The sequence below is a fragment of the Ruminococcus sp. YE71 genome (assembly GCF_900119155.1).
Lineage (GTDB): Bacteria > Bacillota > Clostridia > Oscillospirales > Ruminococcaceae > YE71.
This window is the reverse complement of record NZ_FPIR01000003.1, coordinates 110,951-132,446: the sequence shown is the minus strand read 5'-3', so window position 1 is coordinate 132,446 and position 21,496 is coordinate 110,951. Positions and strand designations below refer to the sequence as shown.

The window sequence follows — 21,496 nt, the reverse complement described above, 5'->3', positions numbered from 1 at the left end:
TGTATCCTCCTTGTTTATTAGCTGTTTGCAGTCTGCACCTGTGCTTCGTTCGTTTCTGCTACCGCCTTTCTGACTGCGTAAGCATCGGCAACTATGGAGCTTGCCTTCTGTGCTATGTTATGCAGTCTGTCCATCTCGCGCTCGGAAACGTCGTTCTTCTCGTTTTTGAGCGCATTGAGGTTGTCGAGAGTCTCCTGAGTATCGCGCAGGATTATCTCGGTCTCTTCTTCTATGCGTGCTTTCAGACCGTCGAATGCAGAGTAAACCTGACGGCGGACGGTCTCGGTAAAATCATTGGTAAGTCGCATCTCGTGGAACTGCTTGCGCACCTGGGTCTTGAAGTTGGTCTTATACTTGTCGATACGCTCGTTGAGGAGCAGCTTGTCGATGGCAAGACCCGACACGAAGGTACCTGCAAGACCTGCCACGGCCATCAGCGAAAGTGCGATAGGCCATGCGGGGGACAGTGCGAGTATCGCCGTGAAGAATATCGACGAGAAGCTGACAAGACCCGTGAATCCGCCGAGGAGCGCACCCTTCACGCCCGCCTCACGGAAGCCGAGGAATGCCGCGCCCACGCCGAAGGAACCCAGTACGGCGCCGATGCCTTTGTCGGCGGCAGTGCCGTTCTTCGAGATCTTCTCGGGGAGGATGAACATACGCTGTATCTTGGTAACGGACGCAAAGAACTCGTCCTCGAACGCCTGCAAGCGCTCAGCCTCACAGCTGACAGCGATGTTGATGGAATTCTGTATCTGCTCGCAGATTATCTGTGCTCTGTCCTGGATACCGTCGCGGATGCGCTCGGTGAGCTTTGCGGTAACTATCTTCAGCTGGTCGCGCTTGAAGTCGCTGCTCGACATCGGGTAAGCGTCGATGACCTTCATGGCCGCTTCCTCGATGTTGTCCCAGTAGCTGTCCAGCACGGGTTTCAGGTCGTCGAACACCTGATTTGCGGCGTTGTTGATCTTTACGAACTCCATGCGCTTCTTGTTGCGGATGTCGTCTATCTCCTCGATAGCCGCGTCGTAGCGCTCCATGAACTCGTCGTTCGCCATCATGAGGGCGTTCTCCTGCATTACAACAGAGCGCAGAATCTCCGTACCCGAATTCGTGATCTTGTTCGCGAGTATCTGGAGAGTGATAGCGCCGCGCTCCTTGGTCAGCAGAGTTTCGAGGGCGCGTTCAAACTCGGGGAAGTTTGAATCCTCAAGCAGACCCTGATCCTCGATCTTCTTTGCGGTGAGGGCGCGTTTTGCGTACACGCCGATAACTCTCGGTGTGCCGATCTTGCGCTTGTAAACGGCGAACTCTCTCGAATCCTCGCCCATGACAGCCTTAGCCTTGTCCATGACGTACTTTGTGATACGTGTGCGGACGGTCTCGACTATCTTGTTCTCGTCGTCGGGCGAGAATGTGCCGAAGCAGTTTACCACGAAGATGATGCGTCCCACGTCGGAAGTCAGCATCTTCTTCTCAAGGAAGTCCTTCTCGAACTGTGAGAAGGGGCTGTTTGCACTGATAACAAATACCGCCGCGTCTATCTTCGGCAGTATCGAGAGTGTCACGTTGGTCATCTGCTCGTCGTCGTTCAGACCCGGAGTGTCGATGATGTCAACGTTGTTGCGGCAGAAGTCGGTATCGTAGTAAACGGTAGCTTCCTTTACTGTCTCGGCAACCTCCTCCGACTCCATGGTGAGCTTTGTGACGTAGTTTTCGAGCTGGTCGATATCTACGCGCTCCGACCTGCCGTCCTTGTACTCCACCTGAACGAAGGGCTCTTCCGAGTAGGTGACGCGGTTGAGCGTGGCAGTTGCGGGCAGTACGTCCGCAGGCAGTACGTCCTGTCCGAGCATAGCATTGATGAGCGTGGATTTGCCGCGCTTGAACTCGCCGACTATAGCTACCTCAAAGTGCTCGTCGGCTGATTTTTCGATAGTCTCGCGGATAGAATCCGCAGTGTTCGACAGGGATATCTCCTCGCTCAAGTTCAGAAGCTGTTTAAGATCCTCTGTCAGAGACGCGACCGTTTCCTTGTAGGAAGAATAGGTCGTATAGTTTATCATTTTCTCTGTCTGCTCCATCTGGCGACCTCCGATTTTACTAAAATGTATTTTTATCTGACGTTTAGAAAAATGAAGCTCGCTCCATTCTCTCCTAAGCGAAAAATGTACACAATCATTTTTTCGCATTTCATACATAATTAATTATAGCACGCATTTAAACATTCCGTCAATAGTTTAATCAGAAAGGGACAATAAAATTGCCCCTTTGCACAAAGAATTATCCTTTTTTTTGAACAATTGAGCAACGCGCCCCTCATTACAGCTCGGGGATAAGGGCTGAGCGGCAGACTATCTCTCTGCCGTCCGCGGCTGTGAAGCCGACCTCGCGGCAGCAGAGCGCCAGTGTGCCGCCGCCGTTTCCGTACAGGCTGTCTCCGCGGAGGGGATGCCCGATGTGAGCCATGTGTACCCGTATCTGATGGGTGCGCCCCGTCAGCAGGGTGAAGTCGCACCGTGCGGAGCTGCCGTTCTCCTCGGTCACGTCGTAGAGCGTCACCGAGGGCTTGCCGTCGCCGCGGACGCAGCGGATGATGACCGACTCCCGTTCCCGTGCGATGGGGGCGTCTATCCGACCCGACTTCGGTTCGGGGACCCCTTCGCAGACTCCGCAGTATATCTTGCGGACGGTCTTTGCCGCCGTGAGTGCCGCGTGGGCATCCTTTGCGACGATGACGCAGCCCGAAGTCTCGCGGTCGAGGCGGTTGACGCTTCGGAAGGTCAGCCCCCCGCAGTGCGCCGCGAACAGGTTTGAGAGCGCGTCGCCGCGGTGTCCGTGGGATTCGTGGGTCGGCATCCCCGAGGGCTTGTCGAACACGATGATGTGCCCGTCCTCGTAGAGGATGTCGGCTCTGAGGTCGGGATTCGGGTCGGGGGACGTGCTGTCGGCGCGTTCGAGGGTTATGACCTGACCCTCGCGGCAGACATCCACCGTCCGTGCGTGTTCTCCGTCGAGAAGTATGCCGCCCTCAGTGCGTTTCAGCGAAGTTACCTGCCGTCTCGACCAGCCGTTCTGACGGAGTATCTCTCCCAGCTGTCTGCCCGACTGTTCGGCGGTGACGGTGAGGGTGTATCTCATTTGTTATACAGCCCGAGCAGCTTGTCGAAGATGCGGTCGGCGGCGTCGAGCTTGGACATCTTCTCCAGCTCTGTGGTGCCGTCGGCGGTTATCAGCGTGATGACGTTGGTGTCCGTGCCGAAACCCGCGCCCTCGGTGCGGAGACTGTTGGCGCAGACCATATCAAGACCCTTTTTCGTCAGCTTGGCGGTGGAGTTCGCGATGAGGTCGTCCGTTTCCATCGAGAAGCCGCAGAGCAGCTGTTTTCTGCCCTCGGGACGGTGGGAACCGAGGTAGCCGATGATGTCCTTCGTGCGTTTCAGCGGTATCGACATATCGCCGTCCGACTTCTTTATCTTGCTGTCGGCGGTAGTCTCGGGGGTGTAGTCCGCCACTGCCGCCGCCTTTACGATGATGTCGCATTCGGGAGCGCGTTCGGTCACGGCATTGAACATCTCCTCGGCGCTCTTTACCCTGACCACGTTCACGAAGGGCGGCATGGGCTCGGTGCAGCTGCCTGCCACGAGGGTCACATCCGCTCCGCGCATGGACGCGGCTTTTGCAAGGGCGATGCCCATCTTGCCCGTGGAGTGGTTGGTGATGTAGCGCACGGGGTCGATGGCTTCCATGGTGGCGCCTGCCGTGCAGAGGACCTTCATGCCGCTCATATCCTTCGGCTTTGCGATCTCATGAATGATGCAGTCGAGGAGCACGCTGATGTCGGGCAGCTTGCCGTCACCGATGTCGCGGTTTGCGAGCATACCGTTTATCGGGTCGATGATGCCGTAGCCGTGACGGCGGAGTTTTTCGATGTTCTCCTGAACGATCGGGTTGTGGAACATATTGTGGTTCATGGCAGGTGCGATGAGCTTTTTGCAGGGGCACGCCATGACTGTGGTGGTCAGCATATCGTCCGCGATGCCGTTCGCTATCTTGCCGATGACGTTTGCCGAAGCTGGTGCGACGAGCACGATGTCGGCAGCCTTCGCCAGCGCGACGTGCTCGACGCTGTACTGGAACGAGCGGTCGAAGGTGTCGATAAGGCAGGTATGCTGAGTGAGCGTTTCAAATGTTATGGGGTTTATGAACTGAGTCGCGTTCTGCGTCATGAGAACGTGTACGTCGGCGTGCATCTTGGTCAGCTCGCGGGCGCAGTCAGCCATTTTGTAAGCGGCGATACTTCCCGTAACGCCGATGAGGACGGTCTTTCCTTTAAGCATGGTGGGTTCTCCTTACAGTCGTTTTTGTATGGATGTATGGTCAACACATCTATTATAACACATCGCGGACGGGATTTCCATAGTTTTTATGAAAAAAATCATTTGTTTAAATCACAAACTAAATAATTGAAAAATCATTACATTATCACGGGGCTTTCACCTGCCTGCTGAAATTTTCACAGCCCTTTGTGAAAGCGTATAAAATGATTTGTACAGCTTGACGAAAAAACACCCCCTTGCTTGACGTTCATGGCAAAATGCGGTATAATTAATTACAATATGGTAACTAAAAGGTTACTATGCGGAATACATTTTTGAGTCAAAAAAAAGGAGAGTCGTTATGAACGCATTCGGCAGAAGATATACGTTCAAGAGACTGGCGGCGGCCGTTATGGCTGTTACCGTGTCTGCGTCGGCGTTCGGAATGAGCGGCATCAAAGATAAAACAAAGCTCTCGCCGGCAGTTGCGGTCGCTTCGGCTGATGATGACGAGAACGCTGCCTACGAAAAACAGTTGAAGGAGCTTGAAGCAAAGAAGGCTGAGCTCGATAAGAAGATAGCTGCGGCAGGCAGCGATATTAAGGGTCAGCAGGAAAAGCTCGACGCGGTCAACGAAAAGGCTGCTACCATAAAGAAGAAGATAGACAAGGTCTCGAAGAAGGCTTCGCAGCTCGAAGACGAGATGTGCGACCTTGACGCGGAGATGCGCGCCACAAAGTTCGAGCTCGAAAAGAGCGAGGAGGACATCACCAAGGGTCTCGGCGAGTTCAAGGACAGGCTCCGCGTTATGTATGTCGCAGGCAGCGGCACTTATCCCGAGGTGCTTCTCAGCGCGGAGAGCTTCTACGACGTGCTGATGCGCGTGGAGCTCGTGAAGCGTGTGGCTGCGCACGATAACGAGACTATCGACGAGCTGCTTGAGAAGAAGGCGAAGATAGAAGCCTATCAGGCGGAGCTTGACAGCGAGAGCGAGAAGCTCAGGACCAAGAGCGCCGAGTATGCAAAGCAGCAGAAAGACCTCGTTGAGCAGCAGGCTGAGCTCATGAAGCTGAAGCAGGAGTACGGCGACAAGATCAAGTCTCTTGAGGGCGACCTGAGCGGCTACACCAACGAAGCCGCGCTCATCGCGGACGAGTACGGCAAGGTAAGTGAGAAGGCCAAGACCACCACTACCACCACGACGACTGCCGCGACGACAACCGCCGCATCCGATACGGACGGCAAGACCACCACCACGAAGAAGACCGACGGCGACACAGGCACGGGCAAGTCCACGACCACCAAGAAGACCACGGACGATCCCGACGAGCCCAAGACCACCGATGATACGGGAAAGACATCCACCACGAAGGCGACCGAGCCCGATGTTCCGACATCGACGACCACCGAGCCGCCCCAGACCACTACCACTACGACCACTACGACAACCACTACTACCACCACAACAACGACGGTTGCCGACGATCCCGAGCCACCTGTGACCTATGATGACGACAAGGAGACGAAGCGGAGCATAGTAGTGAACTATGCGAAGGGAATGGTCGGCGGAAGTTATGTATGGGCAGGCGAGCAGTATGGAGCGACGGACTGTTCGGGGCTTGTAATGTTGTCATACAGGCAGATAGGCATATATCTGCCGCACTTTGCGGCATCGCAGGCATCGTATGGAACGAGTGTTTCGTACAGTGATCTACAGCCGGGAGATCTGGTATTCTTTGGCGGGTCGAGTTATTCGTCGATATATCATGTTGCGATGTACATAGGCGACGGCAAAATAGTACACGCGGAATCGACAGCGACGGGAATAGTCATCAGTTATCTGAGTTCGGTAGCGATGTACAACAACATCACCTGCATGAAGCGTCTGATATAAGAAATTAAGCCATAGTATTCTGACGGAAGTCGGAACGCTGTGGCTTTTTTAGTTCTAACAAACAACCCGTACACGCCAGGGCAGAAAAAAGTTTAGGAGGGAGGGAGACCCCCGCCTTAGCTGCGCACGGCTACAAAGGCTCCACCAGCAGTGACTCAGGGATAGAGTTTCCGTCCCGTCCTCGCCAGAGACTAAAAAGTTTAGGAGGGGTCTGGGGAGACCCTTTTCAAAGGGTCCCCCAGCAGGGGCTCGGGGACGGCGTCCCCGCCCAGGGAACATGGCTTTGACCCGTAAGCGCACCATCTTCCCCACAACATAAAATCGGCAAATCCCGAAAGCCCGTCCCGAAAGGCGCAACATGAAAGACTATCACAAACTCCCAAGAACACACCGATTTGCCGATTTTATTTTCGCGAGAGAGCGTAAGCGATTCGAGTGAAACACCCCATCGCGCCGAAGGTGCGACAAAACGGCGCGAGGACTACATATTTTTGCGCTGGGCTGTAGAAATCGCTGGCGCGATTTTGGGGGCTTTGCCAAAAGTCGCTTCGCTCTTTTGGCAAAATAAAATCGGCATTTCACGCTTCGAGGGTTGGTTTGAGAGCTGACTTCATGCGAAGTTCTTTTCCTCGATTCTTGGGAAATGCCGATTTTATTTTTGTGGGGGGGATGATGGCTCTCTTTCGGGTCAAAGCCATGTTCCTTTGGCGGGGACGCTGTCCCCGAGCCCCTGCTGGGAGGGACCCTTTGAAAAGGGTCTCCCCCAGACCCCCTCCTAAACTTTTTAGTCTCTGGCGAGGACGGGACGTCGGCTGCTTACTTGCAAAAAACAGTACCGCCTTGACGGTACTGCTGATTATTACATCTTCTTTGAAAACCCCTCTACAAAACTTACAGGGATACCAAACATAATGCCTGCATTCGGCTTCGTTAACTCGCCCGTTACACTCTTTATCGCGGCTTTTACTTCCTCAACTTGCTCTTCCTCAACTATCACAAAGATGGTCTTCGATTTGTGCGCTTCATCTTCGCCCGAAAGTATGCCCTTCAAAAGATGTACCATCGCGGAATTCTGGTTCAGCCTTGTCAGTGAACGCGCCATTCCCTCAGAATCGATCGCCGTTGCACCCTTGATGCCTGCGTCCGCAAGCGCTTCCATTATGCTGTCTACCAGCTCCAACTGTTTTAATACAAAAAATACTGCCTGCATTATGTATCAGTCCTTTCCGTTCATAGATTTGCCTTGTGAAATTGCTGCTTTGCCTTGCTCTGTCTCGCGAAACAGCCGCTCGTACCCACGCGAATGCGTTATCTCAATAATGTCGGTATTCGCTCGCGGGCTTTACCTGAGCCTGAACTCAGCCGCGTTCCAGTCGTCCAGACGACGGTGCTCGATGAGCTCGAAATCTTTCGATTTTATCGTTTCCAGTACTTCGTCAAGCCGCGCATCGATTATTCCCGATACCGTCAGCCTGCCCTGCGGTTTCATGAAGCAGGCGAAATACGGGCTCATGGCTATGAGTACGTCTGCAACGATGTTTGCACACACCATGTCGAATCCGCCGCCTATCTTCTCGCGCAGCCTCTCGCTCGACGTGATGTCGCCGCAGAAACAGGTGAGCGTCTCCTCGCCGAAACCGTTCTTCTCAAAGTTCTCTTTCGTGATGCGCATACTGTCGTCCGTGATGTCCACGGCTGTGACTTCCGATGCGCCCAGCAGCATCGCACCCACCGAGAGGATGCCGCTTCCGCAGCCGAGGTCGAGCACACGGTCGCCCTCGCTGATGTACTTCTCGATCATTTCAAGACAAAGACGCGTGGTGTTGTGCTGACCCGTTCCGAAACTCGAAGCAGGGTCTATCTCCAGTATCTTCCTCGTCTCGCCCTCGGGAACGTCCTCCCATGACGGCTTGATGAGCAGCTTCTCGCCGATCTCGATGGGCTTGAAATACTGCTTCCAGTTGTTCGCCCAGTCCTCGTCACGGATGCTGCCCGTGTCGATCTCCAGCCTGCCGAACCTGCCGTCCGTGTCGGCGGCTTTGAGGTCGGCTATCGCTTTCTTTACCGTTTCGAGCAGAGCCGCGCCCTCGTCGTCCTTTTGCAGATAAAGCGTGACGGTCGTCTCACAGTTTTTCAGCCCCATGAGATCGTCGTCGATGTAGTCCCAGTTGCCCGTCTTGTCGTTGAGGAACGCCTCGAAATCCTTAGCGTCCTTGATGACAAAGCCGCTGATCCCAAGCTCGGTCAGCGCTCCCGTGACCGTCTCAACACCATCAGTAGAGGTGTAAATGCTGACCTCTGCCCAATCCATATCCATCAGTCCTTTACGAAATAGTATCAAAATAATTATAACATAAAAAATATAATTTGTAAACCCCCTTCTTACTGCAAATTTAACAAAAGATTTTCCTGTGGGAAACCCGCCCCCATTCCAAAGACTTTTAATATGTCGTTTGTTTGTTGTGGTCGGGAAGAAATGCTTTCACTGTTTCATGTGATACCAACTAACAAATACGCTCAATTGGTGCGTTACGCTCTCATGAACGTCTTTTTGGCAAGGAGCAGACTATTGAAAAATAGAACCACAAACTTCCCGACCTGCACAAATTAAAGAAGAACTACCAAAAGCCAAAAAGCATTAAAAGTTTTAGGAAAGGGGTTCGCCTTAGCTGCGCACGGCAAGGGGATAACCCTTTTTTAGCCGTGCGAAGCTAAGGCGGGGGTTTTCCCCCAAGAAAAGCCTGCCATTTGTGTATATCACTCAGAAATCGGGAGAAATGTTCAAAAAATGCTTGCAATTGCGACGAAAATGTGGTACAATAGTGTTACAAGCAACGGCATCGCGGGCGGTGAGTCCGCTTTTTGGAAAGGAAGTAATGCTATGGCTAACAGGATGATCCTCAATGAGACCTCATATTTCGGTGCGGGAGTTATTACCGAGATCGTTAACGAGGCAAACAAGCGCGGCTTCAAAAAGATCCTCGTGGTCACCGACCCCGACCTGCTGGAGTTCGGCGTGACGGTCAAGGTCACGGCTCTGCTCGACGCGGCGGGGATAGATTATGAAGTATTCTCGAACGTCAAGGCGAACCCGACGGTGTTCTGTGTCAAGGCGGGGCTTGAGGCGTTCAGGGACAGCGAAGCCGATTCGATAATCGCGGTCGGCGGCGGTTCGGCGATGGACACGGCGAAGGCGATAGGCATCATCTCCTCGAACCCCGAGTTCTCGGATGTAGTCTCCCTTGAAGGCGTCGCCGACACGAAGAACCCCAGCGTGCCGATAATCGCAGTCCCCACCACTGCGGGCACAGCCGCCGAAGTCACCATCAACTACGTCATCACCGACGAGAAGAACAAGCGCAAGTTCGTCTGCGTTGACCCCCACGACATCCCCGTTGTTGCGGTGGTTGACAGCGACATGATGACCACCATGCCGAAGGGTCTGACCGCTTCGACGGGCATGGACGCGCTGACTCACGCCATCGAGGGCTACACCACTCTCGCCGCGTGGGAGCTGACCGACACCCTCCACCTCAAAGCTATCGAGATCATCGGCAGATCGCTGAGAGCCGCGGTCGCCAACGACCCCAAGGGCAGAGAGGACATGGCTCTGGGACAGTACGTCGCAGGAATGGGCTTCTCGAACGTTGGTCTGGGCGTGGTGCATGGCATGGCGCATCCGCTGGGTGCGTTCTATGACACGCCGCACGGTATCGCCAACGCGGTTCTGCTGCCGTACGTAATGGAGTACAACGCGGAGTTCACGGGGGATAAGTTCAGGCACATCGCCGAGGCTATGGGTGTTGACACGTCGGGCATGGATGAAGCCGCCTACAGAAAAGCGGCGGTGGACGCGGTGCGACAGCTGTCGAAGGATGTCGGCATCCCCGAGAAGCTGCACGAGATAGGCGTTAAGGAAGAAGACCTGCCTGCACTGGCGGAGTCGGCTTTCGCGGACGTGTGTACGGGCGGAAACCCGAGACCCTGCACCGTGGAGTCGATACTGGAGATATACAAAAAAGCCTTCTGACGAACGGGGTGAAAAAAACTGCATGATACCGCACGTTTCGGGCGAGGGCGCAATATTTTAAAAAAAGACATTTTGTTATTTCCGCACGAAAACGTTTAAATTTTGCAAAAACACTTGATTTCTCCGTGATAAAGTGTTATATTATTATCAGACGAAATACTGCTTCGAGGGGGAAGCAGGCAAGGGGTAAAGCTTGGAGCCGCAGAGCGTATTTGCTGCGGCTCTCTTTTTTTGTCATTTTTTACATAGGATGTGCTTGGGGGTATGTGGTTATTTGTGGAAGTTTTTTCGCATGGGGTATTGACCTTTGTGGGCATATGTGATATAATGAATATATGAACAATGGTTCATATAAAGCATCGAGCAGAACACGGACGGCGATACTTCCGCCCGAAGCTCGTATGACCGAACCTGCGGTTCATTGGAACTTTTCCACTTGTCAGAGGTTCACAGACCATTTGACGGGGAACGGTTTTGTTGACATATTATGTCTGAAATGTTATCCTTATTAAAGCAACAGGGTTGCGGATCAAAGATACAGACTCTCAAAGCCGCGCCCTTTTTTGATTTCATCAGGATAGCATACGCTAACTAAAAGGGAGGACGACATTATGTTTCTGGAGATATCGGGCATAAAGAAACACTTCGGCGAAGGGGAGAGCAGACAGGAGGTGCTCAAAGGCATCGACCTGAGCGTGGAAAAAGGCGAGATATGCGTGCTTCTCGGGCCTTCCGGCTCGGGCAAGAGCACACTTCTCAACATCATAGGCGGCATCGACACCGCCGATGAGGGCTACATCTCGATAAACGGCGAAAAGACCGCCGACATGAATGAAAAGGCGCTCACACGCTACCGCAGAAAGCATCTCGGATACATCTTTCAGCAGTACAACCTCATCCCGAACCTGAACATCAAGGAGAATGTTGAGGTGGGGGCATACCTCAGCGATGCGCCCCTGGATGTTGACGACCTGCTGAAGACCCTCGGACTGTACGAGCACCGCCACAAGCTGCCGAATCAGCTTTCGGGCGGTCAGCAGCAGCGCACCGCCATCGGCAGAGCGATAGTCAAGAATCCCGATATCCTTCTCTGCGACGAGCCGACGGGCGCTCTCGACTACAACACCTCGAAGGAGATACTGAAACTCATAGCCGAGGTCAACGAAAAGTACGGCAGCACCGTCATCATGGTAACTCACAACGACGCTATCAAGCTGATGGCGGACAGGGTGGTCAGACTGCGTGACGGCGTTATCCGCCACAATACCGTCAACGAGCAGAAAACTGCCGCTGCCGACCTCGAATGGTAAGGGGGTGGCGTCATGAAAAGGATGCGCGACCCGCTGCGCAGACGTGTCCTGCGCGAGCTGAGATCCGACCTGCCGAGACATCTTGTGATATTCCTCTTCTTCGCGCTGATAATCAGCGGCGCGTCGGGGTACTTCATCAGCTGCGACAGCCTTGCGAAGAGCTATGACGAGAGCTTTGAGAAGTACAACATCGAGGACGGCAACTTCGAGCTTGCCGAAAGACCCGACGAAAATATCGTCGCGGATATAGAAAAAGACGCGGACATCCGCCTGTACGAGAACTACTTCAAGCAGGAGGAGACCGAGGACTTCGAGAGCAAGCTGAGAATGTTCGGCGAACGAAACGAGGTGAACAAGGTCTGCCTGCTCTCGGGCGATATGCCGAAGGAGAAAAACGAGATAGCCATAGACCGCCTCTATGCGCAGAACCACAAGCTCGAAAAGGGCAGCACCATCCGTATCGCAGGGGGCGCGGAGCTTACCGTCAGCGGTATCGCGGCGCTTCCCGATTACTCGTCACTGTACGAGAACCCTTCCGAGCTGATATTCGACAACAAGGCTTTCGGCATCGGCGTCATGACAAAGGAGGGCTTTGAAGCCCTGCGTGACGACCACATCCACTACGTATATTCGTGGCTGTACAACAGCAAGCCAAAGGATGAGACAGAAGCAAAGGAAATGTCCGAGGAGCTCGTCAAGACCGTCTCGAAGCACGCGGTGCTGACAGGCTTCATCCCCGAGTACGTCAATCAGGCGATAGTCTTTGCAGGCGACGATATCCACGGCGACCGTGCGGGTATGTCGGTGTTTCTCTACATCACGGTCGTGATACTCGCGTTCATCACGGCTATCACCGCCGACAGCACCATACTCGCCGAATCGGGAGTCATCGGCACGCTTAGAGCCTCGGGCTACAGCAGGGGAGAGCTTCTCCGCCACTACCTGATGCCCCCGATGATAACCCTTGTATGCGGCGCCGTCGTGGGCAACATCCTCGGCTACACCCTGCTCGAAAAGTATATGGCGGATGCGTACCTCGGGACATATTCCCTCACTTCTTACGAGGTGATATTCAACCCCGAAGCACTGATCGAGACCACGGTCATCCCCTTGGCGACGATGCTCGTGATAAATATCGCCGCCCTTGCCGCGAAGCTGAAACTCTCGCCGCTGCGCTTCCTGCGCCGTGACCTGAGCCGCCGCGGAAAGAAGAAGTCCTTCAGGCTCAACACGAAGATACCGATAATGATACGCTACCGTCTGCGCATCATCTTCCAGAACCTGCCCAACTACATCACGATAGTTGTGGGTTCCTTCCTCGCCAATACGATACTTATGTTCGGAATGGTGTTCGAGCCGATGCTCGTAAACTTCCAGAACACGGTGTCTGAGAATATGCTCGCAAAGTACATCTACGTGCTGAAGGTTCCTGCCGAGACCGAAGTGCCGTCCGCCGAAAAGGCAGTCATGACCGACCTTGAGACCACCTACAAGAAATACAAGGCGGAACAGGTTTCGATATACGGCATCGAAGAGGGAAGCAGATACGTGAAAATCGGGCATGAGGGCAAGGGAGTATATCTCTCCACCGCGTATGCCGACAAGTACGGCATCTCGGAAGGGGAGTCCATCACCCTCAAAGAGAAGTACACCGACAAGGAGTACACCTTCGAGGTGGCGGGTATGTACGATTACCCTGCGACCATAGCCGTTTTCATGGACAAGACACAGTTCGGCGAGACTTTTGAGAAGGGCTCGGACATCTACTTCTCGGACGAGGAGATAACCGACATCGACGATACTCTCATCTACTCGAAGATAGGCGAATCCGACCTCACCAAGACCTCGCGCCAGCTCATGCGCTCGATGGGTTCGATGATGGTGGTATTCAAGTATTTCGGCATCGTGATGTTCATGATAGTTATCTACCTGCTTGCAAAGATAATCATCGAGAAGAACGCACGACCCATCTCGGTAGCGAAGATACTCGGCTACACCGACCGTGAGGTCAGCGGTCTGTACGTCCACTCGACGACGATAGTGGCGGTGCTGTCCATAGTGCTCACCGTGCCCCTCGCCAGCGTGATGCTTGACAAGCTGTTCAAGGTGGTGTTCATGAGCTACTCGGGCTACTTCGCCTACGACGTTTCGGTGCTCACCCTTGCCGAGACCTGCGCCATAGGCATCGCGTCCTACCTGCTCATCTCGGTGCTGCTGAACCGTAAGGTAAAGCGCGTTGACCTTGCGGAAGCGCTCAAGAACGTTGAGTAAAAACGCAAAACAAAAAGCCCCGATCAGCTCGGGGCTTTTCTTTATGTGCCGCTGACCGGGGTCGAACCGGTACGGATTTTACTCCGAGGGATTTTAAGTCCCTTGTGTCTGCCTATTCCACCACAGCGGCATAATATCAACTATAATATTATACAGTCGAAGGCAAAAAAAGTCAAGAGACTAAATATGAATTATCTGTTAAAACCAAGCAGAGCCCTTCCGCACAGATAGGACACAATCCCGAATTTGCCCTATAAATTTAATAAAAAACCACTTTTCAAAAGTCGGTTCATGTGTTATAATATAATATTATAGTGTTTTAATAAACTGTATCATCAGAACTTGCGAAAGGAAAATGAGAATGAGCGAGATACTCGATCTCGGTATCGACGTTGGCTCGACCACCGTCAAGACCGTGATACTTGAAGAAGAAAAAATTATATACTCGAAGTACGAACGCCACTTTTCAAAGGTGCGTGAGACTGTTACGGCTCAGCTTTCCCTGATAGCAGGGAAATTTCCCGGAAGAAAGTTCCGCACTGCCATAACAGGCTCGGCAGGACTCGGTATCGCGCAGGCAAGCGGCGTTGAGTTCGTGCAGGAGGTCTACTCGGCTTTCATCGCCGTGAACAAGAGCTATCCCGACACAGACGCTGTCGTTGAGCTCGGCGGCGAGGACGCGAAGATAATCTTCCTGACGGGCGGCGTTGAACAGCGAATGAACGGCTCCTGCGCAGGCGGTACGGGCGCTTTCATCGACCAGATGGCACAGCTGCTGGGCGTGACCGCGGACGAGCTGGACAGGATGGCTCTTCGCAGCGAGAAGCTCTACCCCATCGCGTCGCGCTGCGGCGTTTTCGCAAAATCGGATATACAGCCGCTGCTCAATCAGGGCGCGAAGAAAGAGGATATCGCCGCTTCGATCTTTCAGGCGGTGGTAGACCAGACCGTTTCGGGACTCGCACAGGGCAGACGCATCGAAGGCAAGGTGCTGTTTCTTGGCGGACCGCTCAGCTTCCTCAAGGGTCTGAGACACGCCTTCACAGAAACGCTGGGGCTTGACGAAGAACACGCTTTCTTCCCCGAGAACGCCCCCGTGTTCATGGCTTACGGCTCGGCGCTCCGTGCGGCAGAGATAGCAAAGCCCGAGACCATCGAGGAGACCCTCGAAAAGATAGCAAACGCAAAGACCAACGACAATATCGTTATAGGCAGGAGACTGTTCAGCGACCGTGACGAGTACGTGGAGTTCATCCACCGCCACAAGCAGTCCGACCTGAAATATGAGGACATAAAGACCTACGAGGGCGACGCTTACCTCGGTATCGACGCAGGTTCCACCACCACAAAGCTGGTGCTCATCACCCCCGACGGAAAACTGCTGTATCAGCACTACTGCTCCAGCAAGGGTCAGCCCCTCGACATCATCTCGGCAAAGCTGGAAGAGATATACCACCTCGCGAACCCGAAGCTGAACATCCGCGCTTCGGCGGTAACGGGCTACGGTGAGGAGCTCATCCGCTCGGGACTCGGCATCGACCACGGCATCGTCGAGACGGTGGCGCATTACAAGGCGGCTGAGTTCTTCTGCCCCGACGTTGACTTCATCATCGACATCGGCGGACAGGACATCAAGTGCTTCAAGATAAAGAACCACGCTATCGACTCCATCATGCTCAACGAGGCTTGCTCCTCGGGCTGCGGCTCCTTCATACAGACCTTTGCTCAGGCGATGGGATATGAGATAGCGGATTTCGCGAACCTCGGACTGTTCGCAAAGAACCCCGTAGAGCTTGGTTCGCGCTGCACCGTGTTCATGAACAGCTCGGTAAAGCAGGCGCAGAAGGACGGCGCTTCTGTTGAGGACATCTCGGCAGGTCTGTCTTCGTCCATCATCAAGAACGCGGTCTATAAGGTCATCCGTGCGAAGTCCATAGACGAGCTCGGAAAGAACATAGTCGTTCAGGGCGGCACGTTCCTCAACGACGCGGTGCTGCGTTCCTTCGAGCAGGAGCTGGGCAGGAACGTTATCCGACCCGCGATAGCAGGTCTCATGGGTGCGTTTGGCTGTGCGCTGTTCGCAAAGGAGAAGTACGAAAGGGAGCAGGCGCCCACAACGCTGCTGACTCTTGAACAGCTTCAGGACTTTGCATACCGTTCGGTGAACGCCCAGTGCAAGGGCTGCACCGCTCACTGCAACCTCACTATCATCCGCTTCAACGACGGCAGACGCTACGTTTCGGGCAACCGCTGCGAAAAGGGAGCAGGCATCAAGCTCGAAAACAAGACCGAGAATATGTTCGAGTACAAGCTGGAAAAGCTGCGTGCCTACGGCGAGATAAAGCCCACGGGCTACGTCCGTGCGAAGGTGGGCTTCCCCGTGTGCCTCAGCTGGTACGATATGCTGCCCTTCTTCCACACGCTGTTCACCGACCTTGGCTTTGAGGTGATACTCTCGGACAATTCCACCAGAGACACCTACTACAAGGGTCAGCACACCATCCCCTCGGATACCGTATGCTACCCCGCAAAGCTCGCTCACGGTCATGTGCTCGACCTGCTGGACAAGGGTGCGGACTTCATCTTCTACCCCTGCATGAGCTACAATATCGACGAGGGTCAGTCGGATAACCACTACAACTGCCCCGTAGTCGCTTACTATCCCGAACTTCTGAAAGCGAACATCCCCGAGCTGAATGACAGGAACTTCATCGCGCCATACCTCGACATCAACTACAAGCGCAACACCGCGAAGAACCTGGCGAAGGCTCTTAAAGTATACAACGTCACCGAAAAGCAGATAATGAGCGTTCTGAACGCCGCTTACTCCGAGCAGGTGCGCTTCAAGAAGCAGAACGAGCAGAAGGCGCTGGAGATAATACACGACGCACGGAGCAAGGGTCAGAACATTATCGTGCTGGCAGGCAGACCCTACCACGTTGACCCCGAGATAAACCACGGCATACATAAGCTGATAGCTTCGCTGGGCTTTGCGGTCATCACCGAGGACAGCGTCGCGAATCTGGTGAATACGCCTGCCCTCGACGTGCTCAATCAGTGGACTTACCATTCGAGACTTTACCGTGCGGCTGAGTACGTCTGCCGCAACAAGGATATGCAGCTGGTACAGCTGGTGTCCTTCGGCTGCGGTATCGACGCCGTCACCACCGACGAGGTCAGGGCGATACTCGAAGAAAAGGGCAAGCTGTATACTCAGCTGAAAATCGACGAGATAACAAACCTCGGAGCGGCAAAGATACGCCTGCGTTCGCTGGCGGCGGCTCTTGAGGAGAAGGCTAATAATTCACGTAAGGAGGCAGCATCGTTTTGAGTAAGGAGACAAAGCAGTATTCCGACCGCGTGCAGCGCACGACCTTTACCGAGGATATGAAGAAGGATTACACCATCCTCGTGCCTGATATGCTGCCGATCCATTTCAATCTGATAATCAAGGCTTACGCACACTTCGGCTTCAAGATGGAGCTGCTGACCAACCGCGAGCGCGTCGTCATCGACGAGGGTCTGAAAAACACCCACAACGATACCTGCTACCCCGCGCTGCTGGTCATCGGACAGTTCATGGAGGCGCTGAAAAGCGGCAGATACGACGTGAACAAGGTGGCTCTGCTCATCTCTCAGACGGGCGGCGGCTGCCGTGCTTCAAACTACATTTACCTGATACGCAAGGCTATCGCTACCGAGTTCCCGCAGGTCCCCGTGCTTTCGCTGAACTTCTCGGGACTTGAACCGAACCCCGCGTTCCCCATGACCGTGCCCATAATCACACGCCTTATCTACTGCGTGATGTACGGCGATATGCTCATGCTGCTGTATAACCAGTGCAAGCCCTATGAGCTCAACGCCAACTCCACCGACGAGCTCCTCGCAAGATGGGAACACCGCCTCGGCAAGCTGATGGAGGACAAGACCCGCTTCATGAAGACCAAGAGCATCTACCGCGCTATGCTGAGGGATTTCTCCGCACTGCCGCGCTCTAAGGAGAAGAAGCCGAGAGTCGGTATCGTGGGCGAGATATACGTCAAGTATTCCCCCCTCGCGAACAACGACCTGAACAGCTTTCTTATCTCTGAGGGCTGTGAGCCGAACGTGCCCGGTCTGCTGGACTTCGTGCTCTACTGCGCGTCCGACCTCATCAACGACGCAGGTCTTTACGATAAGAAGACTATGCGCACCTATGCTTACATGATAGGCTACGATGTGCTGTATAAGTTCCAGAAGGAACAGATAAAGATCATCGAAGAGCATAACAGCCGCGTAGGGTTCGAGGAGTTCTTCCCGCCCCACGACTTCGAGCATCTCCGCGAAGCTGCCGATAAGTACATGAATCAGGGCGTAAAGATGGGTGAGGGCTGGCTCATCACAGCCGAAATGGCGGCGCTCGCCGAAACGGGTACCGAGAATATTATCTGTACTCAGCCCTTCGGCTGCCTGCCTAACCACATCGTCGCAAAGGGTATGAGCCGCGTCATCAAGGAGGCCTACCCCGAAGCCAACATCGTCGCAATAGACTACGACCCCGGCGCGACCAAGGTAAACCAGGAAAACCGCATCAAACTGATGCTCGCCAACGCCCGCACCAAAACCCAACCAAAATAACCAAAAGGCACTCCTGTCAAACACGACAGAAGTGCCTTTTTTGCTTTCTACGGGGGAGGGAGAGTGCGGGTCTTCCCCTTGCCGTGCATAGCTAAGGCGAACCCCTCACTAAAACTTTTAATACTTTTTGGCTTGTGGTGCTTCTTCCTTAATTTGTACAGGTCGGGAAGAGTGGCGCTCTTGAAGCGGTGAGAGCCTATCTTACCCGCCACAACAAACAAACGATATATTAAAAGTCTTTGGAAGGGGGTCTGGGGGAGAACCTTTCTTCAGAAAGGTTTCCCCCAGCTACAAACCCGCACTGAGAACACTTGGCGGTGCAGGTGTCGCAGCCGCAGCCGCAGCCGCCTTTGCGGGAGCGTTTGACGAGGGCGCGGGCTGCGAGGATGACAGCTGCTGCTATCAGGATGGTGAGGACTATGTCGGCTGCGTTCATTTTAACCAACTCCTATCAGCATACCGATGATGTGAACGAACAGAGCTGCGAACCAGGCGCAGGCGCACTGGAGCACGACCACAGCCGCTGCCCACTTGCCGCCGAGTTCGCGCTTGATGGCGGCTATCGCGGCGACGCAGGGGGTATACAGCAGCGAGAACACCAGCAGGCACGCTGCCGAGAGGGTCGAGAGGGCGGTCTCAACGCCGCCGACGTACAGCACTTCGAGCATCGAGACTACGCTTTCCTTCGCCATGAAACCGCTTATCAGGGATACGAGTATCCTCCAGTCGCCGAGTCCGAGCGGCTTCATAATGGGTGCAAGAGCGCCTGCCGTCATGGCGAGGATGCTCTTTTCGGGATCGGCGGTCAGGCTGAGGCGCATATCGAAGCTCTTGAGGAACCACACCGCTACCGACGCGATGAGTATGACCGAGAACGCCCTTTGCAGGAAGTCCTTCGCCTTCTCCCAGAGGAGCTGTGCCACGTTTCGTGCGGCAGGCATACGGTAGTTCGGCAGTTCCATCACGAAGGGGACTGCTTCGCCTTTGAATACCGTGCCTTTGTAGATCAGCGCCGCGGCTATGCCCGACAGGATGCCCAGCAGGTAGAGCCCCACCATGATGACCCCGCCCTTTCGGGGGAAGAACGCGTTCACGAAGAATGCGTAGATAGGCAGTTTCGCGGTGCAGCTCATGAAGGGGGTGAGCAGTATCGTCATTTTACGGTCGCGCTCGGAAGGCAGGGTGCGGGTCGCCATGACCGCAGGCACCGAGCATCCGAAACCGATGAGCATCGGCACGATGCTTCGCCCCGAAAGACCGATCTTTCTCAGCAGCTTATCCATGAAGAACGCCACTCGCGCTATGTAGCCGCTGTCTTCGAGCATCGACAGGAAGAAGAACAGCGTGACGATGATCGGCATGAAGCTGATAACGCCGCCCACGCCCTTGAAGATGCCTTCGATTATCAGTCCGTGCAGGACTTCGTTCACGCCCATGTTCGTCAGCGACTTGTCGGCGGCGGCGGTGAGCTTGTCAACGCCCGTTTCGATAAGCCCCTGGAGCCACGCACCAATGACGTTGAAGGTCAGGAAAAAGACTGCCGCCATTATCCCGATGAACGCGGGGATAGCTGTATATTTGCCCGTCAGCACGCGGTCGATGCGGCGGCTGCGGATGTGCTCCTTGCTCTCCGAGGGCTTTGTGAGCGTCTCCTCGCAGAGCCGCTGAATGAACGAGAACCTCATGTCCGCAATGGCGGCGCTTCGGTCGAGACCGCGCTCCTTTTCCATCTGGGTGATGATGTGTTCGAGGGTCTCGAACTCGTTCTGGTCGAGTTTCAGCGCCGCGATGACGGGCGGGTCGTCCTCGATGACCTTGCTTGCCGCGAAACGTATCGGAAGCCCGACCTTCTCGGCGTGGTCTTCTATCAGGTGCGAGATGCCGTGCAGGCAGCGGTGTACCGCGCCGCCGTTGGCGGACTTGTCGCAGAAATCCTGACGCACAGGGCGCTCCTGATACTGTGCGATGTGCAGCGCGTGGCTGATGAGCTCGTCAACGCCCTCATTCTTCGCCGCCGATATGGGAACGACAGGCACGCCGAGCTGTATCTCCAGCTCGTTCACGTCGATGCTGCCGCCGTTTGAGGTGAGTTCGTCCATCATGTTCAGAGCCACGACCATGGGGATGTCCATGTCCAGCAGCTGCATCGTGAGGTAAAGGTTTCGCTCGATGTTGGTGACGTCCACGATGTTGATGATGGCGTGGGGCTTTTCGTCCAGCACGAAGCTGCGCGATACCACCTCTTCACTTGTGAAGGGCGACATGGAGTAGATGCCCGGCAGGTCGGTGACGAGGGTGTTCGGGTGACCCTTTATCTCGCCGTCCTTGCGGTCAACGGTGACTCCGGGGAAGTTGCCGACGTGCTGTTTCGAGCCCGTGAGCTTGTTGAACAGAGTGGTCTTTCCGCAGTTCTGATTTCCCACCAGCGCAAAACGTATCACCGTGCCGTCTGGCAGGGGGTCGCCGTCGTCCTTTGCGTGGAAACGTCCGCCCTCGCCGAGACCCGGATGCTCCTTCTTCCTGCGAGGCAAAGTCTGCTTCTCCGTTGCTTGCTTTGCCTCGATGGGACAGACTTCTATCTGCTCTGCATCCGCAAGCCGAAGGGTCAGCTCGTAGCCCCTCAGCCGAAGCTCGATGGGGTCGCCCATCGGCGCGTATTTCACGACGGTGACTTCTGTGTCTGGGATGAGTCCCATGTCGAGAAAGTGCTGCCTCAGCGCACCGTCGCCGCCGAGCCTTTCTATTTTCACGCTCTCGCCAAGAGCGGTGTCCTTTAGTGTCTGCATATCGTATCTCCAATTTGATGGTTTGTGCGGGTGTATCTGCGGGTTTTAACCGGGGGAAACCCTTTTGAAAAAGGGTTCTCCCCCGGACCCCTTTCCTAAAACTTTTAATATGTTGTTCGTTTGTTGTGGTCGGGAAGATAGTCCCTTGACATTTCAAGAGATGACTTCTGACAGATACGTTCAAATGGTGCGTTACGCTCTATCGAACGTCTTTTTGGCAAGGGGAGGACTCTTTTTCAAAAGGGTCTCCCCCAATATAACCCGCAGAC

General features: G+C 54.5%; 13 protein-coding genes and 1 tRNA gene. 6 read left to right on the top strand and 8 right to left on the bottom strand.

The window, feature by feature from the left end:
• Positions 1-17 precede the first annotated feature (17 nt).
• From BT142_RS03690 to coaBC, 3 genes are all read right to left on the bottom strand, one after another.
• A complete protein-coding gene (locus BT142_RS03690) occupies positions 18-2,084 on the bottom strand; it encodes a dynamin family protein (RefSeq protein WP_072416855.1) in 2,067 nt (688 codons plus the stop codon).
• Between the two features lie 238 nt (positions 2,085-2,322).
• Positions 2,323-3,141 (bottom strand): RluA family pseudouridine synthase, encoded by an 819-nt coding sequence (locus tag BT142_RS03685; protein WP_072416854.1) that lies wholly within the window; start codon positions 3,139-3,141, stop codon positions 2,323-2,325.
• Complete coding sequence (coaBC, locus tag BT142_RS03680; protein WP_072416853.1) at positions 3,138-4,340, bottom strand: bifunctional phosphopantothenoylcysteine decarboxylase/phosphopantothenate--cysteine ligase CoaBC; 1,203 nt, start codon at positions 4,338-4,340, stop codon at positions 3,138-3,140. Before coaBC ends, BT142_RS03685 begins: the two co-directional genes overlap by 4 nt.
• Positions 4,341-4,680: 340 nt before the next feature.
• Here coaBC and BT142_RS03675 point away from each other — a divergent pair, with 340 nt between their 5' ends.
• Positions 4,681-6,213, top strand: a complete 1,533-nt coding sequence (locus BT142_RS03675) for a C40 family peptidase (protein ID WP_072416852.1) — start codon at positions 4,681-4,683, stop codon at positions 6,211-6,213.
• An 859-nt stretch (positions 6,214-7,072) separates the two neighbouring features.
• Here BT142_RS03675 and BT142_RS03670 read toward each other — a convergent pair.
• Entirely contained in the window at positions 7,073-7,423 is a 351-nt protein-coding gene (locus tag BT142_RS03670; protein ID WP_072416851.1) for a P-II family nitrogen regulator, read from the bottom strand.
• Positions 7,424-7,555: 132 nt separating this feature from the next.
• Positions 7,556-8,524: a 50S ribosomal protein L11 methyltransferase gene (prmA, locus tag BT142_RS03665; RefSeq protein ID WP_072416850.1), complete on the bottom strand. Its 969-nt coding sequence runs from the start codon at positions 8,522-8,524 to the stop codon at positions 7,556-7,558.
• Between the two features lie 570 nt (positions 8,525-9,094).
• Between prmA and fucO the strand changes: the two genes are divergently transcribed.
• The 3 genes from fucO (at position 9,095) to BT142_RS03650 (ending at position 13,824) form a co-directional block, all read left to right on the top strand.
• The gene (gene fucO, locus BT142_RS03660; protein ID WP_072416849.1) at positions 9,095-10,243 is read left to right on the top strand and encodes a lactaldehyde reductase; all 1,149 of its coding nucleotides are present in this window, start codon (positions 9,095-9,097) and stop codon (positions 10,241-10,243) included.
• A 611-nt stretch (positions 10,244-10,854) separates the two neighbouring features.
• On the top strand, positions 10,855-11,553 hold the full coding sequence (locus BT142_RS03655) for an ABC transporter ATP-binding protein (RefSeq protein WP_072416848.1): 699 nt from the start codon (positions 10,855-10,857) through the stop codon (positions 11,551-11,553).
• A 12-nt stretch (positions 11,554-11,565) separates the two neighbouring features.
• On the top strand, positions 11,566-13,824 hold the full coding sequence (locus BT142_RS03650) for an ABC transporter permease (RefSeq protein WP_242871910.1): 2,259 nt from the start codon (positions 11,566-11,568) through the stop codon (positions 13,822-13,824).
• Between the two features lie 46 nt (positions 13,825-13,870).
• Here BT142_RS03650 and BT142_RS03645 read toward each other — a convergent pair.
• Positions 13,871-13,954 (bottom strand) — tRNA-Leu (locus tag BT142_RS03645).
• Positions 13,955-14,185: 231 nt separating this feature from the next.
• On the opposite strand from BT142_RS03645, the gene BT142_RS03640 reads away from it, so the two are divergent.
• Both BT142_RS03640 and BT142_RS03635 read left to right on the top strand, forming a co-directional pair.
• Entirely contained in the window at positions 14,186-17,155 is a 2,970-nt protein-coding gene (locus tag BT142_RS03640; RefSeq protein ID WP_072416847.1) for an acyl-CoA dehydratase activase, read from the top strand.
• Complete coding sequence (locus BT142_RS03635; protein WP_347497628.1) at positions 17,152-18,441, top strand: 2-hydroxyglutaryl-CoA dehydratase; 1,290 nt, start codon at positions 17,152-17,154, stop codon at positions 18,439-18,441. Before BT142_RS03640 ends, BT142_RS03635 begins: the two co-directional genes overlap by 4 nt.
• Before the next feature lie 229 nt (positions 18,442-18,670).
• On the opposite strand, the gene BT142_RS03630 is transcribed toward BT142_RS03635, so the two are convergent.
• Complete coding sequence (locus BT142_RS03630; RefSeq protein ID WP_072416846.1) at positions 18,671-18,877, bottom strand: FeoB-associated Cys-rich membrane protein; 207 nt, start codon at positions 18,875-18,877, stop codon at positions 18,671-18,673.
• A 1-nt stretch (position 18,878) separates the two neighbouring features.
• Entirely contained in the window at positions 18,879-21,227 is a 2,349-nt protein-coding gene (gene feoB / locus BT142_RS03625) for a ferrous iron transport protein B (RefSeq protein ID WP_072416845.1), read from the bottom strand.
• Positions 21,228-21,496 lie beyond the last annotated feature (269 nt).